Origin of the sequence: Ottowia sp. (genome assembly GCF_046348305.1) — a bacterium.
Lineage (GTDB): Bacteria > Pseudomonadota > Gammaproteobacteria > Burkholderiales > Burkholderiaceae_C > Ottowia.
Genome location: NZ_JAXMEM010000003.1, coordinates 170,533 through 187,896, shown reverse-complemented (window position 1 = coordinate 187,896; position 17,364 = coordinate 170,533). Strand labels below are relative to the sequence as shown.

At 65.8% G+C, this 17,364-nt stretch carries 15 protein-coding genes; 11 read left to right on the top strand and 4 right to left on the bottom strand.

The window, feature by feature from the left end; translation table 11 throughout:
• The first annotated feature begins 1 nt into the window (after window position 1).
• The 3 genes from U1F38_RS01005 to U1F38_RS00995 all read left to right on the top strand — a co-directional run bounded on the left by U1F38_RS01005 (window position 2) and on the right by U1F38_RS00995 (window position 3,174).
• Complete coding sequence (locus tag U1F38_RS01005; protein WP_409985189.1) at window positions 2-1,708, top strand: sulfatase-like hydrolase/transferase; 1,707 nt, start codon at window positions 2-4, stop codon at window positions 1,706-1,708.
• Window positions 1,698-2,150: a cupin domain-containing protein gene (locus tag U1F38_RS01000; protein WP_409985188.1), complete on the top strand. Its 453-nt coding sequence runs from the start codon at window positions 1,698-1,700 to the stop codon at window positions 2,148-2,150. Before U1F38_RS01005 ends, U1F38_RS01000 begins: the two co-directional genes overlap by 11 nt.
• 88 nt (window positions 2,151-2,238) lie before the next feature.
• Complete coding sequence (locus tag U1F38_RS00995; protein WP_409985187.1) at window positions 2,239-3,174, top strand: Bug family tripartite tricarboxylate transporter substrate binding protein; 936 nt, start codon at window positions 2,239-2,241, stop codon at window positions 3,172-3,174.
• A 54-nt stretch (window positions 3,175-3,228) separates the two neighbouring features.
• Here the strand turns inward: U1F38_RS00995 and U1F38_RS00990 are convergent, their stop codons facing one another.
• Window positions 3,229-4,839: a class I adenylate-forming enzyme family protein gene (locus U1F38_RS00990; protein WP_409985186.1), complete on the bottom strand. Its 1,611-nt coding sequence runs from the start codon at window positions 4,837-4,839 to the stop codon at window positions 3,229-3,231.
• A 194-nt stretch (window positions 4,840-5,033) separates the two neighbouring features.
• Here U1F38_RS00990 and U1F38_RS00985 point away from each other — a divergent pair, with 194 nt between their 5' ends.
• From U1F38_RS00985 to U1F38_RS00950, 8 genes are all read left to right on the top strand, one after another.
• Window positions 5,034-5,942: an alpha/beta fold hydrolase gene (locus tag U1F38_RS00985; protein WP_409985185.1), complete on the top strand. Its 909-nt coding sequence runs from the start codon at window positions 5,034-5,036 to the stop codon at window positions 5,940-5,942.
• 84 nt (window positions 5,943-6,026) lie between these two features.
• A complete protein-coding gene (locus U1F38_RS00980) occupies window positions 6,027-7,733 on the top strand; it encodes a long-chain-fatty-acid--CoA ligase (RefSeq protein WP_409985184.1) in 1,707 nt (568 codons plus the stop codon).
• Window positions 7,734-7,772: 39 nt separating this feature from the next.
• Window positions 7,773-9,365 carry a WS/DGAT/MGAT family O-acyltransferase gene (locus tag U1F38_RS00975; RefSeq protein WP_409985183.1) on the top strand — a complete coding sequence of 531 codons (1,593 nt, stop codon included), beginning with the start codon at window positions 7,773-7,775 and terminating at the stop codon, window positions 9,363-9,365.
• A 25-nt stretch (window positions 9,366-9,390) separates the two neighbouring features.
• Window positions 9,391-9,582 carry a hypothetical protein gene (locus U1F38_RS00970; RefSeq protein ID WP_409985182.1) on the top strand — a complete coding sequence of 64 codons (192 nt, stop codon included), beginning with the start codon at window positions 9,391-9,393 and terminating at the stop codon, window positions 9,580-9,582.
• Window positions 9,583-9,591: 9 nt separating this feature from the next.
• On the top strand, window positions 9,592-10,734 hold the full coding sequence (locus tag U1F38_RS00965; RefSeq protein WP_409985779.1) for an MFS transporter: 1,143 nt from the start codon (window positions 9,592-9,594) through the stop codon (window positions 10,732-10,734).
• Window positions 10,735-11,171: 437 nt separating this feature from the next.
• Window positions 11,172-11,558, top strand: a complete 387-nt coding sequence (locus U1F38_RS00960) for a hypothetical protein (protein ID WP_409985181.1) — start codon at window positions 11,172-11,174, stop codon at window positions 11,556-11,558.
• Window positions 11,559-11,667: 109 nt separating this feature from the next.
• Window positions 11,668-12,648, top strand: coding sequence for an alpha/beta fold hydrolase (locus U1F38_RS00955; RefSeq protein WP_409985180.1), 981 nt, complete (start codon window positions 11,668-11,670; stop codon window positions 12,646-12,648).
• A complete protein-coding gene (locus U1F38_RS00950) occupies window positions 12,645-13,241 on the top strand; it encodes an N-acetyltransferase family protein (RefSeq protein WP_409985179.1) in 597 nt (198 codons plus the stop codon). Before U1F38_RS00955 ends, U1F38_RS00950 begins: the two co-directional genes overlap by 4 nt.
• A 34-nt stretch (window positions 13,242-13,275) precedes the next feature.
• Here the strand turns inward: U1F38_RS00950 and U1F38_RS00945 are convergent, their stop codons facing one another.
• Genes U1F38_RS00945 through U1F38_RS00935 form a run of 3 tightly spaced genes read right to left on the bottom strand, consistent with a single transcriptional unit; the run spans window position 13,276 to window position 17,226 of the window.
• Window positions 13,276-13,935 carry a glutathione S-transferase family protein gene (locus tag U1F38_RS00945; RefSeq protein ID WP_409985178.1) on the bottom strand — a complete coding sequence of 220 codons (660 nt, stop codon included), beginning with the start codon at window positions 13,933-13,935 and terminating at the stop codon, window positions 13,276-13,278.
• Window positions 13,936-13,975: 40 nt separating this feature from the next.
• Complete coding sequence (locus U1F38_RS00940; RefSeq protein WP_409985778.1) at window positions 13,976-15,133, bottom strand: acyl-CoA dehydrogenase family protein; 1,158 nt, start codon at window positions 15,131-15,133, stop codon at window positions 13,976-13,978.
• A 5-nt stretch (window positions 15,134-15,138) separates the two neighbouring features.
• Entirely contained in the window at window positions 15,139-17,226 is a 2,088-nt protein-coding gene (locus tag U1F38_RS00935; RefSeq protein WP_409985177.1) for an acetyl/propionyl/methylcrotonyl-CoA carboxylase subunit alpha, read from the bottom strand.
• Between the last annotated feature and the right edge of the window lie 138 nt (window positions 17,227-17,364).

Below are 17,364 nucleotides of genomic sequence, written 5' to 3'. Positions count from 1 at the left end.
CATGGCTCAAGTGAAAAATATCCTCTTCATCATGTGCGACCAGTTGCGCCAAGATCATTTGTCGTGCTACGGGCACCCGCATTTGCAGACGCCGCACCTCGATGCTCTGGCAGCACGCGGCGTGATTTTCGACCGCGCCTACGTGCAATCGCCGTACTGCGGTCCGTCACGCATGAGCTACTACACCGGGCGCTACGTGCACTCGCATGGCGCGAGCTGGAATTTCGTGCCGCTGAAAGCCGGCGAGATGACCATCGGCGACCACTTGCGGCCACTGGGCGTGCGTTCCGTCTTGGTTGGCAAGACGCATATGCGCAGTGACTTGGCAGGGATGTCGCGCCTGGGAATCGACCCGGATTCACAGATCGGCGTACGCATCGCCGAATGCGGCTTCGATCCCTATGAACGCGACGATGGCATCCACCCCTACTCGGGGCACGACCCCGATCCGACCTACAGCAACTGGCTGCGCGAGCACGGATTCGGCGGCGACAACCCCTGGGAGGCATGGACAAACTCGACGGTAGACGACGAAGGGCGCACGCGCTCGGGCTGGTTCCTAAAGTATTCGAACCGCGCGGCGCGCATCCCCGACGAATTTTCGGAAACGCCCTACATCACGGGCCGCGCGATGGACTTCATCCGCGAGGCGGGCGAGCAGCCCTGGTGCCTGCACCTGTCCTTCATCAAGCCGCACTGGCCATACATCGTGCCCGAGCCCTACGCCAGCATGTACACGGCCGACGACGCCCTGCCAGTCAAACGCTCGCAAGAGGAGCGACGCGACCCGCACCCCGTCTATGGCGCGATGATGAACCACCGCGTTTCGCGTACCTTCTCCAAGGACGGTGTACGCGAGACCGTGATGCCTGGCTACATGGGACTGATCAAGCAGATCGACGACCAGATGGGTCGTCTGTTCACCTTCCTCGAAGAGCGCGGCCTGATGGAGACGACCATGATCGTCTTCACCTCCGACCATGGCGACTACCTGGGCGACCATTGGATGGGCGAGAAGGATTTGTTCCACGAGCAGGTGGTACGCGTACCGCTAATCGTGGTCGATCCCGACCCGCGAGCCGATGTCACACGCGGCACGCGTTGCCGGGCGCTGGTGGAGGCAATTGACCACGCGGCTACTTTCCTTGACGTGTACGGCGGACCACCCGTGCCACACATTCTCGACGGCCGTTCACTGCGCCCGTTTCTGTTCGGCGAGCAACCCGCCGATTGGCGCACTGCGGTAATCAGCGAGTACGACTATTCCTTCCAGGATTCCCGCGTCGAACTGGGCACAAAACCGCGCGACGCTTGGCTGCGCATGATCTTCGACGGACGCTGGAAATACGTGCTGGCCGAGGGCTACCGGCCGATGCTATTCGACCTGCAAACCGACCCCGACGAGTTCGCCGACATCGGCGCATCCGAGGCCCCCGAACACGTACAAGCGCGCCAACGCCTCCACGAGGCACTTTTTCACTGGGCGCGCCAGCCGCGCCAGCGCGTCACCATCCCTGACGGCACCATCGAATCGATCGAAGTGCAACCTCGCATCGCCGAGGGCGGCATCTTGATCGGCTACTGGGACGAAGACGACCTAGCGCAGGCGCGTCAGCATTTCAAACCACGCTTCGCATCCCGCAACCCGCTAGTCAAATCCACACTCGACAGGTTAACCACCACGCAAGGAGAACCTCATGATGCATGAAACCCCCGATATCACTCGCGTGCATACCGGCATCGACGGCGTGACCTGGAACATCCTGGGCCAAGTCTATGTGCCCAAGCAGGTCAGTGACGACAGTTTTTGCTGGCACGCTACCTTCCCCGAAGAATCCTTCGTCCCCACGCACATGCACACCAAACAGGACGAATACATCTTCGTGCTCAACGGGCGCATCGACCTGCTGCTTGATGGCAAGAAAACCCATGCCGCCAGCGGTGACCTCGTGCGCATGCCGCGCGGCCTGCCACACGCTTTTTTCAATAACAGTGGCGAGCCCGTTACCGCCCTGTTCTGGGCCGCACCCACCGGGCGCTTGCTCGATCTGTATCGGCGCATTCACAACATGTCTAGTCCAGCGGAGGTCGTCAAGGTCGCCCGCGAATACGACGTGTTCTTCGCACCACCGATCTCCTCGGCCCAATAGGGCGCCGGCCATCACGCGGACCAAACACAAGGAGACATGCGCCATGACACACCGCCGACACATTCTCGCCGCACTAGCAGCAGCCCCTATGGCCACACTGCCCAACGTGTGGGCACAAGACTGGCCGACCAAGCCCTTACGCATCGTAGTGCCGTTGCCCCCTGGTAGCCCACCAGACTCCTTGGCCCGGATCCTTGCCGATCGACTCCAGATCGCCTGGAAGCAACCGGTGGTCGTGGAGAACAAACCCGGCGCCACGGGCATGATCGGCTTGGATGCCGTGGCCAGATCCGCGCCTGACGGCTACACCGTCGGCGTGATGTTTCTCACGCACACCGTTCTGCCGGCGATGTTCGGCAAGGTACCCTATGACACCGCGACAGCATTCGCACCCATCGCCAATCTGGTCTGGCTCTACAACGTGCTGGCCGTTCCACCCTCATCGCCCTTGCACAGCGTGGCCGACCTGATCACGCTGGCACGCCAGAAGCCAAATGAGCTCTCTTACGGCTCTGGTGGCAATGGCTCCCCCGCTCACCTGATCGGCGCATCATTTTGCAAGCTTTCCGGCATCAAGCTTCTGCACGTGCCGTTCCAGGGCCCGGCAGCCGCGGTGCAAAGCCTTATGAGTGGTGATATTTCGGCGATGTTCGCCACCACCTCCACGGCTGTGCAAATGGTCAGGGCTGGCAAGCTGCGCGCGTTGGCCGTCACAAGCCCCGAGCGCCTACCCGCGCTGGCGGACGTTCCGACGCTCACCGAAGTCGGGATCCGTGGCTTCGAAATGAAGGAATGGGAAGGCATCGTGGCGCCTACGGGCACACCTGCCGAGCGAGTCGCGGCGTGGAATACGGAACTGAACCGCATCATGGCCTTGCCGGGGATCCGCGAGCGTATCGGCGAATTGGGCATGACTGCTGCTGGAGCAAATACTCCCGCGCAGTTCACCTCGCTCGTCGGAAGTGAGCTGCAACACTGGACCCAATTTGTGCATAGCGAGAACCTGCAGGTGAACAAATCCTGAACGCAACCCCATCCACCGGCCCACCCAAAAGAGAAAGCGCGAGGTGACGTAGGATCAAAGATTCAGATCGCCACCGTCGCCATCCCAGGCCTGCTGGGCGATCGACTCGAACTGCTGGCGCAGCAGGTGCTTCTGCACCTTGCCGGTGGAGGTGGCCGGCAGCGCATCGACAAAGCGGATCAGCTTGGGCACCTCGAAGTCGCCCAGCTGCTGGCGGCAGTGGGCCAGCAGCGCGGCCTCGTCGACGTCGGCGCCAGGCTTGCGCACCACCACCGCGCACACCGCCTCGGCCCAGCGCGGGTGTGGCAGGCCAATCACGCCCACGCCGGCCACGCCGGGGTGCGCCAGCAGCGCGGCCTCGACCCGCACGCTGGCCACGTTCTCGCCGCCGGTCTTGATCATGTCCTTCTTGCGGTCCAGGAACATCAGCTGCCCGTCCGGCCCCCACTGGCCCAGATCGCCCGTGTGGTGCCAGCCAAAGCGCTGCGCCGCGGCCGTGGCCTCGGGGTCTTTGAAGTAGCCCAGCATGGCGTTGGCGCCGCGGTGCACGATCTCGCCCGGCTGGCCAGCGCCCAGCAGCTTGCCCTCGTCGTCCATCACCGCCGTCTCGTTGTGCGGCAGCGAAGTGCCCCAGTAGTTGGCGTCCAGGCCCGGATGGTCCAGCGGCCTGAAGGTCATGGTGCCGGGGTACATCTCGGTCTGGCCGGTGGCCAGCTGCACGTTGGGCGTCAGGCGATCGGCGATCTGCCGGATGAGCGGCTTGGGAATGGGTGCCATGGCGTAGATGGCCAGGCGCATGCTCTCCATGCGAAACGCCGGGTCGGCCAGCAGCGCCGCGTACATCATGGGCAGCCCGGTGAAGGCGGTGTAGCCTTCCTTGCGCATCGACGCGCGCACCTCGTCGGGCACGAAGCCGCGCAGCAGCACCACGCAGCCGCCGGCGACATGCACGGTGGCCGCCAGGCAGTGCTGGGCGCAGTGGTACAGCGGCAGCAGCCCCGAGAACACGTCGCGCTCGGTGATCGCCATGCCGGTCAGGTTGCCCATCAGCGCCGCCGCCACCGACGCATGCGAATGCACCGCGCCCTTGGGGTTGCCGGTGGTGCCGCTGGTGTACATGATGAGCGCCGGTTGCTCGCTGTCGATCGCCACGTCGGGCAGCGCGGGGCTCTGGCCGGCTTCGCATGCGGCCAGCGTGCGCACGCGCGCATCGGCTGGGGCATCGATGGACGCGCCCATCGTCAGGATCAAGGGCACGCCCAGCTTGTCCAGCACGGCGGCCAGGGCCGGCTCGGCGCGCAGCGCTTCATCGACCACCACGGCCGAGACTTCGGCGTGCTTGAGGACGAAGTCGATGGTGTCGGCGTCCAGGCGGATATTGACGGGCACCCACACGTTGCCCGACTTGTGGATGCCGTTGTAGGCCACCACCATGTCGGCCGAGTTCTGGCACAGCATGCCCACCTGCTTGCCGCTGCCGATGGTGGCGATCAGGTGATGGGCAAAACGCGAGCTGCGCGCGTCCAGCTCGGCGTAGCTCAGGCGCAAGTCGCCATCGACCACCGCCGTGCGCCCGGCAAACTTGAGCGCGCTGCGGTGCACGAAGTCACCCAAGGCCACGCGGCGGATGCGGCGCTGGGCATCGGAAATGGGCATGTCGATCATTCGGAGCGTCTCTCTTGGCTTGTGAAAAGGGTTGATGGCGGCCTGGCGGACAGGCCCTTTCACCTTACACCTTCGGCCAGCATCGTGGAAGCAGAGCCAGTCTTGACATGCGCCGAGACAAGCCCGCACAATGGTTTGCCCCAGACCCTTCGGCGGCGAGCGTTGCAGAAGGGGCCGCCCAAGGAGACGAACCGATGCCCACCGATGCCGAGCAGGATCAAGCTGCGGCTGCGTTCGCCAAAACCAATGGGATCGAGTTGTGCTACGACAGTTTTGGCGACCCGACGGCGCCGCCGCTGCTGCTCATCATGGGGCTGGCCGCGCAGATGATTGCCTGGGACGATTCGTTCTGCAAGCAGCTGGCTGCGCGTGGCTATTGGGTGGTTCGGTTCGACAACCGGGACATCGGCCGCTCGACCCACCTGACTGCCGCTGGCGTGCCCGATGCCGGCGCAGCCGTGATGGCGGCGCTGGCGGGTCGCCCCGTTCAGGCGCCCTATCTGCTGCGCGACATGGCCGATGACGCGGTCGGCTTGTTGGATGCGCTCGGGATCAAGAGTGCGCACATCGTTGGCGCATCGATGGGCGGCGCGATCGCGCAACTGCTGGCCATTCACCACCCCACGCGCGTACGCACGCTGACCTCGATCATGGCCACCACCGGCGAGCCCGGCCTGCCGCCGCCCACCCAGCAAGCCATGGCCGTGCTGCTCAAGCCGCCGCCGCGCAACAAGAGCGACTACTTGCAGAGCTTTCAGCAAACCTGGAAGGTGCTGCGCGTGGGCAGCTTTCCCGAAGACGAGGCACGTGACATCGAACGCGCCGAGCGCAACTTCGCCCGCGGTCTGAATCCGGCTGGCGTGGCGCGGCAACTGGTCGCCATCGTCGCATCGGGCAGCCGCAAGCGGGCTTTGGCCAGCGTACGCGCACCGGCGCTCATCATCCATGGCGACGTCGATCCGCTGGTGCCACTGGCCTGCGGCACCGATACCCAGCGCTCGATTCCGGGCGCCAGGATGCACGTCATCAAAGGCATGGGGCACGCATTGCCCATCTCGATGTGGCCCTCGATCATCGACGCCATTGCCGCGCATGCCCAATAGTCGCAGATAGACACAAACAAACACGAATTTCAACAACCCCTCGGCCAACGGTCCGGCTGATGCCGGCACAACAAGGAGACAAGCATGAGTGAAATGCCCTGGATCAAGTCCTACCCCAAAGGCGTGCGTTGGGACGCGCCGCTCGAACCGACAGCGGTGCAGAAACTGCTGGAAGACGCCGCCGCCAATTGGCCCGACAAGCCGGCACTGCAATTCATGGGCAAGCGCATCAGCTACCGCGAGCTCGACGCGCTGGCCAGCCGCGCCGCCAAGGGCCTGCAAAACCTGGGCGTCAAGCCCGGCGTGCACGTCGGGCTGTTTCTGGCGAATACGCCGCACTACCTGATCGCCTTGTTCGGCATCTGGAAGGCCGGCGGCACGGCGGTCAACTACTCGCCGCTGGACGCGGCCAAGGTGCTCGAGCACAAGATCGAAGACAGCCGCACCGACGTGCTGGTCACACTCGATCTGGCGGCGCTTTATCCGCAGATGGCCGCCATGCTCGGCAAGACGCGGCTCAAGAAGCTCGTCGTCGGCAACGTCGCCGAAATGTCCGCCCAACCCGAGCAGGTGGCGGCGCACATGAAGGCTGGCAAGCAAACCGTACCCATCGCGAGCGATGAGCACCACATGAGCTTTGCCGCGCTGCTGGACAACGACGGCAAGTACACCCCGCATCCGCTGGGCGAGCCGACCGAGGCGATCGCGCTGCTGCAGTACACCGGCGGCACCACCGGGCTGCCCAAGGGCGCGATGCTGACCCACGCCAACCTGTCGTCGGCCGTTGCGCAGGTCATGGAGACCGCCTGCAGCATGCAGCCACCGCTGCTGCACGAAGGCCAGGAGCGCGTGCTTGCCGTGCTGCCACCGTTTCACATCTATGCGCTGACGGTGAACATGCTGCTCGGTGTGCGCCTGGCGGCCGAGGTGATCCAGCACATCCGCTTCGACCCGAAAGCGGCCCTGGCCGACATCAGCAGCCAGAAGGTGACGGTGTTTGCCGGCGTACCCACGATGTTCACCGCGCTGATCAACGATCCCGACACGCCCAAGCATGACCTGCGCTCGCTCAAGCTGTGCAATTCGGGCGGTGCGCCCTTGCCGGTCGAGCTGGGCAAGCGCTTCACCGAGCTGACAGGCACGCGGCTGGCCGAAGGCTGGGGCATGACCGAGACTTCGCCCACCGGGACCTTCACGCCCATGCAAGGCCGCGCCAGACCCGGCTCGTGCGGTATCCCGCATCCCGGCACCACGATCAAGATGCTCGATCTCGAGGACCCCACCAAGTACGTGCCGCTGGGCGAGAAGGGCGAAATGTGCATCAAGGGCCCGAACGTGATGAAGGGCTACTGGAACAATCCCGAGGCCAGCGCCGCCTCGATGACCTCCGACGGCCTGTTTCGCACCGGCGACGTGGCCACCATGGACGAGGACGGCTTTGTCTACATCGTCGACCGCACCAAGGACATGCTGCTGTGCAGCGGCTACAACGTCTATCCGCGCGTGCTGGAAGAGGCCATCTACCAGCACCCGGCGGTGCGCGAAGTGGCCGTCATCGGCATCCCCGACGAATATCGCGGGCAGTCGCCCAAGGCTTTCCTCACGCTCAAGGACGGCGCCGAGCCGTTCACGCTGGAGCAGTTGCAGGCCTTCCTGAAGGACAAGCTGGGCAAGCACGAGATGGTGCACGCCCTGGAAATCCGCGCCGATCTGCCCAGGACCGCCGTTGGCAAGCTGTCGAAGAAGGATCTGGTCGACGAAGAGGAACGCAAGCGCACCGCTGGTGCGTGAAAGCGCCGGCTCGAACCGAACCTGAGCAAGGAGAAGACAATGCACCACCTCACCAGCATGGACGCCGCGTTCCTGCACCTCGAAACACCGGAGATGCCGATGCACGTCGGCAGCCTGATGCTGTTCGAGCTGCCCAAGGGCTACCAGGGCGACTATTACGAAGACGTCAAGGCGATGATCGGCAAACGCCTGCACATCGCCGCGATCCTGGGCCGCAAGCTCGCCACCATGCCCTTCGAGCTGTCCGAGCCCGTGTGGATCGACGACGACGACATCGACATCGACTACCACGTGCGCTCGCTGACGCTGCGCCGCCCCGGCACGATGGAGCAGCTCGATCAGCTTGTCGCGCGGCTGCACTCCAGCCTGCTCGACCGCAGCCGGCCGCTGTGGGAGATGTATGTGATCGAAGGCCTGCAGAACGGCCAGGTCGCCTTCTACACCAAGGCGCACCACAGCGGCGTGGACGGCAAGGCCGGGGCGGAAATGGCCAAGGTGCTCTACGACATCTCGCCCGAAATCCGCGAAGTCAAGCCGCCGCGGCGCAAGAGCGGCGGCGGCTATCAGCTCGGCGTTACCGAACTGCTGCAGGCGGCCGTCGCCAACTCGGCCGCGCAGTATCGCAAGCTGGCCGAGCTGCTGCCCACGGCGGCCAAGGCGCTGACCACGGCGGGCGGCGTGCTGGCCCGCCAGAGCGCGCCCCAGGGCGGGCGCAGCCTGATGCTGGGCCTGGCGCCCAAGACCCTGTTCAACGACTCGATCACCAACCAGCGCTCCTTCAGCACCCTGTCGCTGGACTTGAAGGAGCTGAAGGCGCTGGGCAAACGCGTCGGCGGCACCGTCAATACCGTGGTCATGGCGATGTGCGCCGGAGCGTTGCGGCGCTTCTTGCAGGAGCGCGGCGAGCTGCCCAAGCAGCCGCTGATCGCGGCGGTGCCGGTCAGCCTGCGCAGCGCCGGCGACGACTCGATGAACAACCAGGTGTCGATGGTGCGCGTGGACCTGGCCACTGATGTGGACGACGTGGCCGAACGCTTCAAGGCCATCCATGCGTCGTCTGAAGCAGCCAAGGCCGTGGTGCGCGAGCTCAAGCCGGTGCTCGGCGTGGACCTGCCGCTGACCGGCACGCCCTGGATCCTGAGCAGCCTGTCGTCGCTGTACGGCCGCTCCAAACTCGCACAAAAAATGCCACCCGTCGGCAGCGTGTGCATCTCCAACGTGCCGGGGCCACCCATGACGCTGTACATGGCCGGCGCGCGCATGGTGCACTATTTCCCGGTGTCGATCCCCGCGCACGGCGTGGCGCTGAACATCACGGTGCACAGCTACGGCGACCTGCTCGAGTTCGGCCTGACCGCGTGCCGCCGCGTGCTGTCGCAATCGGAGTCGTACGAGTTGATCGGGTACCTGAAGGCGGCGCTCAAGGAGATCGAAGCCCTGCCCTCGGTCGACGCCGTGGCTGCAGCGGCTGCTCCGGAGCCCGCGCAAACAACGCCCAAGAACGCTGTCAGCGCCAACGGTGTAACCGCGAAGGTGCCGTCCAAGCCCAAGCCGCGCAAGACGGCCAAGGCAACCAGGAAGACCGCTTCACCCAGTCGGGCTGCGGCGGCCAAGCGCGCGAGCGCCCAGTAACGATCACAAAGCCGAGGAGACAAACATGGCAGGCCCCGTTTTGAAGCACGAAGGTCCCGAGGTTCACTACTCGCACGCCGACGAGGCGCTCTTTTCCAAGGTCAGCTGGCATCTGCTGCCGCTGCTGACCATCTGCTACATCATCGCCTTCCTCGACCGCGTCAACATCGGCTACGCGCAGTTGCAGATGAAGCAGACGCTGCCGTGGAGCAACTAGGTCTATGCCCTGGGTGCCGGCATCTTTTTCATCGGCTACCTGCTGTTCGAGGTGCCGAGCAACCTGATGCTCGAGAAGATCGGCGCGCGCATGACGCTGCTGCGCATCATGTTCCTGTGGGGCTTGTTCGCGGCCGGCATGGCGTTCGTCGAGTCGCCGGCGGTGTTCTACATCCTGCGCTTCATGCTCGGCGTATGCGAGGCCGGATTCTTCCCCGGTGTCATCCTGTACCTGACCTACTGGTACCCGGGCGCGCGCCGCGGCAAGGCCATCGCGGTCTTCATGACGGGGGCGACGATCGCCTTCCTGATTGCCGGCCCCGTGTGCGGCGCCATCCTGAAGTACATGGAAGGCCTGGGCGGCATGCACGGCTGGCAGTGGCTCTTCATCACGCAGGGCATTCCCGCGTCGATCCTCGGCATCACTGCCTTTTTCTACCTGAAGAACTCGCCCGACGACGCCAACTGGCTGACGCCGCAGGAGAAGGCCGCGCTGCGCGACCACCTCGAGCACGATGCGCATGCCGTCGCGGGCGCGTCGCACGGATCGCTGTTCGCGCTGATCCGCGACCCCAAGATCTTCACGCTGGCGTTCACCTACGCGCTGTTCCTCGGGGCAACCTACGCCATGGTGTTCTGGGTGCCGACCCTGGTCAAGAGCTGGGGCGTTGCGGATGTGTTCCTGGTCGGTGTGCTCACGGCCATTCCGTCGTTGATCGCAATGGTCACCATGGTGCTGATCGGGCGCAACTCCGACAAGCACAACGAGCGGCGTCTGCACTTCTTCTTGTGCACCGTGCTCGGCCTCGCGGGCACAACGATCGTCGCCTGGTCGCAAGGCAATCTCCTGGTGTCGCTGGTGGGCCTGGCCATACTCTTCATGGGCCAGTCGTCGGCTACCCCGATCTTCTTTACTGCCGTCAGCGAGTATCTGCCCAAGAAGACCGCGGCCGGCGGCATTGCCCTGGTCAGTAGCCTGGGCAATCTGGGCCCAGCCGTCATGCCGTGGATCACCACGCGCATCACCACGGTCACCGGCTCGCAGACGGCCAGCCTGTATCTGGTGGGCGCGATGTGGATCACCGCCGGGATCTTGCTGATGATCGTGATGCGCGCGGCGACCGTCGGACAGCCGCGCCCGGCGATGGCGTAACGACACACCGCTTCAGGCTCAGACCGAGGCGACCCGCTCGGGGACGCCGCAGCTTCCGCGCGTGATTCTTTCATCCACAAAATCGCGCCGGCCTTGAACGGTGCAAGGAGAAACCATGAGACGTTCAACGATCCGTCGATCGGTCCTCGCCGAGCAGCCACAGGCGTGCTTGCGTTGGTTTCAGCATGTGGTGGTGACGACAGCACCGACGCAATGCAAGGAATTTCGCGGCGCTGGCCGAGGCGAACAAGGTGGCCCACGAACGCACGCCGGCGCTTTTGCAGCGTTTGATGTTGGACCCACCATCGACGAAAGCAGAATTTGAAATGGCAAGCTCTCCAATCCCGGACCCGATGCAAATGTGAAGCGAGGCACTCACCAAGCTGGAGAAAGAGGCCAACACATGGGGTCAATCCGGCATCAAATCGCCCGAGCTGATGCGCACGGTGCAGCAATCCATGGCCCTCTCGAGCGGCATGCAGCAGGCGTTCGAAAAGCTGGTCGAGGTCTATCTGCAGCGCGTCAACCTGCCCAGCCGCAAAGACCTGCTCGCGGTGGTCGAAATGCTGCAGCGTCTGGACGAGAAGATGGATCGCCTGCTGCCTGCGAGCGACACCAGCCCCCGGCCCCCGCGCACGCGCCGGCCCCCGGTCGCCGCAGCATCCGAATCCGCACCGGCGCTGGCACCCGCGCCCACGCTTGCACCTGAGCCTGCGCTCGCAATCGCCCCTGCTGCAGAGCTCACGCCCGCGGCGGCGGCGCGCAAGCGCAGCGCCAAATCGGCAACCAAGAAGGCGCCCGTGCGGCGCGCCGCAAAGAGGTAAACATGGCCACTGCCGTTGCCCAACGAGCGGCCGACCCGGCCCTCACCGAACGCCTGGCAGCAGAGGTCGATCACGCGGTACAGCGCGCGCTCAAGGGCATCGATCTGCTGTGCGCACCGCCGCCCGCCGTGGGCACACCCCCAAAACCGTACTGCACCGGCGAGGAACGCTGGAGCTGCTGCACTACCGCGCGCAGGCCGACGAGGTGTACCGCGTCCCGCTGCTGATCGTGATGGCGCCCACCAACAAGGGCTTTGTGCTGGAGCTGGCGCCCGGGCAAAGCCTGGTGGAGTTCTTGCTCAAGCGCGGCTACGACGTCTACATGCTGGACTGGAATCCGCCCACGATGCGCGAGCGCGATCTCGGGCTGGCCGACTACACGCTGGACTTCATTCCCGACTGCATTCGCCGCGTGCAGGAACACTCGGGCGAGCAGGATATCAGCCTGGTGGGCTATTGCGCCGGCGGCATGCTGAGCGCGATCTACCAGTCGCTGCACCCCGATGGGCCGGTGAAGAACATGGCGTGCTTCACCACGCCGGTGGATTACTCGCAGATGGAGCTGTTTCGCGCGATGTCGAGCGAGCAGTCGTTCGACCTCGACGCCTTTGTCGAGAAAAACGGCATCATCCCCGCCCAGGTCGTTGCCGCCGGCTTTGAAGCGCTGCGCCCGGCCAGTCGCGCCGTCGGCCAGATCCGGTTGTGGGACAACCTGTGGAACGACCAGTTCGTCGCCGGCTTTCGCCGCATGGAGCGCTGGGGCAATGAAACGCTGCCGCTGCCGGGTCGCTATTTCAAGGAATTGACGCAGCAACTGCTGCGCGACAACGAGCTCTACAACGGCACGCTGCGCGTGGGTGGGTGGCCGGTCGATCTGGGGAAGATCACCATCCCGTTGCTGCACGTGGTGGCGCAGTACGACCACATCGTGCCGTCCGGCTGCTCGGCGCCGCTGATCAAGATGATCGGCTCCACCGACAAGGAAGAGGTGGTGCTGCCCGGCGGCCACGTGAGCATTGCCGCCGGCGCCAACGCCATCAAGCGCATGTGGCCCAAACTCGATTCCTGGTTGCAAGGTCGTTCAACATGAATCAAGAAACCTCACTCACCTACCCGCGCCAGTTGGCGTGCAAGGGCGGCGCCGTCGAAGTCGCGCGCATGGCCGCATCCGACCGCGCAGCGCTGCAGCAGTTCGTCGCCGCGCTGCCGCCCGATGACCTGCTCTTCGTGCCGCGCGACATCAGCCACCCGAAGGTGCAGGACGCGTGGATGCGCGCGCTGGACGCGGGCACCATTCACAGCCTGGTGGCGCGTTCTGGCGGTGCCATGGTGGGCTGCACGACGATCTATACCGGCCGCATGAGCTGGTCGCGCCACGTGGGTGAACTGCGCGTGCTCACGGCGCCCGACTGGCGCGGCAAGGGCCTGGGCCGGCTGCTGATCCAGGAGTGCTTTTTGCAGGCGCTTGATCTGGGCCTGAAAAAACTGGTGGCGCAGATGACGACCAAGGAAGCCGGCGCGATCGCGGTGTTCGAAGACCTGGGCTTCAAGCCCGAGGCCCTGCTGCGCCAGCACGTGGCCGACCGCGGCGGGAACGTGCATGACCTGGTGATCCTCAGCCACGACGTGGCCGCCGTCGCCGCGCGCCACGCGGCCTACGGGACGGGTGAGGCCGGCGCCTGAAGCATGGCGCGGGCGCGCGGGATCCGGCCGCGCGCTACATTGACCCAAACGTCGGCCCCAGGCCGGCCTGCTCGGCGGCGCGCTGTTGCGCAGCACGCGCGCGCTGGTAGCCCTCGCGCTGCTGCAGGCGCTGCCAATACGCCGTCACGTTGGGGCCGAATTGGTCGTGCAGCTTCAGGAAGCTGGCCAGCAGCAAGGCATAACCCACCGACACGTCGGCCACCGTGAAGCGCCCGGCGCAAAGCCAGTCGCGACCCTCCAGCGCCGCCTCGATGGCGCGCAGGCGCGCCAGAAACCATTGGGCGTAGGCATCGGCCACCTGCGGCAAGCGGTGGGCCTCGGGCTCCAGCAGCGAATAGCGCAGCACCAGGGTTTGCGGAAAGGTGAGCGTGGCCTCGCCAAAGTGCGTCCAGTTCAGGAACGCGCCGTAGTCGTCCTCGGCCACATCGACCGCCAGCAGGCTGGGGCCGTGGCGCGTGGCCAGGTAGTGGCCGATGGCGGCCGATTCGGTCATGCGCGTGGCACCATCCAGCAGCAGCGGAATGGTGCCCAGCGGGTTGAGCTTCTTGTACTCGGGCGCCAGCACGCGCGGCGGAAAGGGCAGCACCGTCAGTTCGTAGGGCAGGCGCATTTCCTCCAGCACCCACAGGGGCCGGAACGAGCGCGCATCGACGCAGTGGTAGAGATGGATCATCAAATGCCCCTTCGACTCGTGTTGCGCGTCCGGTGCCGCATCACACAATGCCCCACTGTCTGGCGGCCAACTCTTTCATGATTTCCTCGGTGCCGCCGCCGATGGTGATGACCTTGACCTCGCGGTAGATGCGCTCGCACACGGTGCCGCGCATGTAGCCCATGCCGCCCAGGATCTGCACGCCGGCGTCGGCGCAGAATTGCAGGGTCTGCGTGGCCTGGTTCTTGAGCGCGGCCACCTCGCCGACCCAATCCGCTCCAGTATCGCCGGCATCTGCACGGGCGGCCAGTTGCTCCAGCCACGCCGCCGTGGCGCGAATGTGCTGCTGCATGTCCACCAGCTTGTGGCGAATCACCTGATGGCCCACCAGCGCCTGCCCGAAAGTCTTGCGTTGCTGCGCCCAGGCCAAGGCTTCGTCGTAGCAGGCTTCGGCAAAGCCCAGGGCGCCGGCAGCGATGCCGAAGCGCTCGCCGTTGAAGTTGCCCATGATCGCCTTGAAGCCCGCACCCTCGGCGCCCAGCAGATAGCGCGCCGGCACGCGCACGCCGTCGAAGCGCAGCTGCGCGGTGTCGGAACAGAGCCAGCCCATCTTGTCCAGGCGCGTGCGCGACAACCCCTTGCTGTCTCCGGGCACCAGCAGCAGGCTGAGCCCGGACGAACCCTTGCTCTGCAAGTTGGTTCGCACGGCCACCGTGATCCAGTCGGCGCGCATGCCCGATGTGATGAAGATCTTCTCGCCATCGACCACGTATTCATCGCCCTCGCGCCGCGCCGTGGTGTGCACCGCCGCCACGTCCGAACCGCCACCGGGCTCGGTGATGGCCAGCGCCGCGATTTTTTCGCCCGCCAGCACGGGGGGCACGACTTCGCGCTTGACCGCGTCGCTCGCCAGCGCCACCACCGGTGGCAGGCCGATGTTGTGCGACAGCAGGCTGGCCTGCACACCGCCCGAGGTGCCGAAGCGGCACAGCGCGCGCCACATCACCATGCGCAGAGCGTGGGGCGCCGGCGTGCCGCCGAATTCTTCGGGGTAGCCCATGCCCAGCAGGCCCAGTTCGGCCGCTCGGCGGTACAGCGCGCGCGGGAATTCGCCCGCTGCATCCCATTCGGTCACGTGCGGCGCGATCTCGGTGCGCGCAAAGCGCTCGACCAGATCCGCCAGGGCAGTGCGCGCTTCGCGCAATTCAGCGTCGGTCATGTCGGTCATCTTGGCGCTTCTTGTTCGACCGGCTCGGCTTGTGCGTCGCCCTGGCTTATCGTGGACGGCTCAAAGCGCAGCAGCACCTGCCCGGGCGTGACCTGTTGGCCGACCTCCACCAGCACCTCGGCCACGGTCGCATCGGCGCGCGGCGCCACGCTGTGCTCCAGTTTCATCGACTCGATCACCACCGCCGTTTCGCCCGCCTTCAGCGCCTGCCCCTTGGCTGCCGCGACACGCACCACCTTGCCGTTGAACGGCGCTTTCAATTCTGTAGCTGCTTGCGCTTGCCCCGCGCCGGCTGCCGAGTCAAAAGACTCATCATTGAACCACCAATCCACGCCGCCCGACTGGGCGTGCCAGCGCCGCGGCGCCTCAGCCGTGGGCACCTGAACGGCACGCACGCGCCGCGTGATGCCATCTTCCTGGCACAGCACGACGCCATCCGCCACGGGCTGCAACCCGATGGTGCGCGCGGTCTGGCCCAGCACTTGGACGCCATCGGCGACGGCACGCACCGCCAGCGCGCTGACGTCGCCGCGGTGCGCCAGGCGCCAGGGCGCGGCGAAGGCGCAGGGCAAGTCGCCCGCACCCTGCGGGTAAACGGCCGCCAGCGCGCAATGGTTGTGCGCTTCACGCTCTTTTTTCAATAGCGACTTGCGCAAGGCGTCACCGTGCTCAGCCAGAAACGAGATCAGCGCCTCACCGCGCCGAAAGAGCGCGTCGTCCAGACACTCCATCAAAAAGCCGCGGTTGGTGGGCAGGCCCAGCACCTCGGTGCGCGCCAGCGCGCCGATCAGCGCGTCGATGGCTTCGGCGCGCGTGGGCGCATGCACGATCAGCTTGCCGAGCATGGCGTCGTAGTAAGGCGGGACTTCGCCGCCGGCGACGATGGCGTGGTCGAAGCGCAGCGGCGCGCGCTCAAACTGGCTGGCTTGCGGCGCGCTGAAATGCGCGATGCGGCCGGCGTGCGGCACGTAGTTTTCGTCTTCGGCGCACAGGCGCACTTCGATCGAGTGGCCGCTCAGCTTGATCTGATCTTGCGCCAGCGGCAGCGGCTCGCCGCGCGCGACGCGGATTTGCCATTCCATCAGATCGAGCCCGGTGATTGCTTCGGTCACCGGGTGCTCGACCTGCAGGCGGGTGTTCATCTCCATGAGGAAAAATTGTCCCCCCACGCTCCCCGCTTCGCGCGGTTCGCTGCCCCCCGAGGGGGCGCTCGCGCCTTGGGGCGGCCCGGCGGCGCTCAGGCCATCGCCTTCGACGAGAAACTCGACCGTGCCAGCACCGACGTAGCCCGCGCCCTGCGCCAGCGCCACGGCGCACTGGCCCATGCGCGCACGCAGCTCGGGCGACACAGCCGGGCTGGGCGCTTCCTCGACGATCTTCTGGTGACGGCGCTGCACCGAGCAGTCGCGCTCGCCCAAGTGCACGGCGTTGCCGTGCGTGTCGGCAAACACCTGCACCTCGACGTGGCGCGGGTGCATCACGGCGCGCTCCATCAGCAAATCGCCATTGCCAAAGCCGGCCAGCGCCTCGGAACGCGCGCTGGTCATCGCCTGCGCCAATTGCCCCGCTTCGGTGACCAGTCGCATGCCGCGCCCGCCGCCACCGGCCACGGCCTTGACCATGACGGGAAAGCCGATCTTCTTGGCCTCGGCGGCAAAGCGCTTCTCGCTCTGGTCGTCGCCCGCATAGCCGGGCAGGCAAGGCACGCCCTGCCTGGCAGCCAGCGCTTTGGCGGCAGCCTTGTCGCCCAGCGCGCGGATGGCAGCGGGCGGCGGGCCGATCCAGATCAGGCCCGCGTCCTGCACGGCTTGCGCAAAACCGGCGTCTTCACTCAGAAACCCGTAGCCCGGATGCACCGCGTCCGCGCCGGTCGCTTTGGCAGCCGCCAGCAGCTTGTCCACGCGCAGATAACTGTCGGCCGACGCGTTGCCACCCAGCGCAACGGACGTGGTGGCTTCACGCACGTGCAGCGCGTCCACATCGGCGTCGGAATAGACCGCCACGGTCTGGATGCCCATGCGGCGCGCGGTGGCGATGACGCGGCGGGCGATTTCGCCGCGGTTGGCGATCAGTATCTTTTTCATGTCAGTTCTCGCGGCTCAATCGCCCGCCAGCACGCTGCGCGTGCACGGGCAATTTGCTTCGCCATGCCTGCGGCATGACCGCCGCGGTTGGCGATCAGGATTTTTTTCATCGACCGCCTCCAAGCAGTGAGTCTCCCT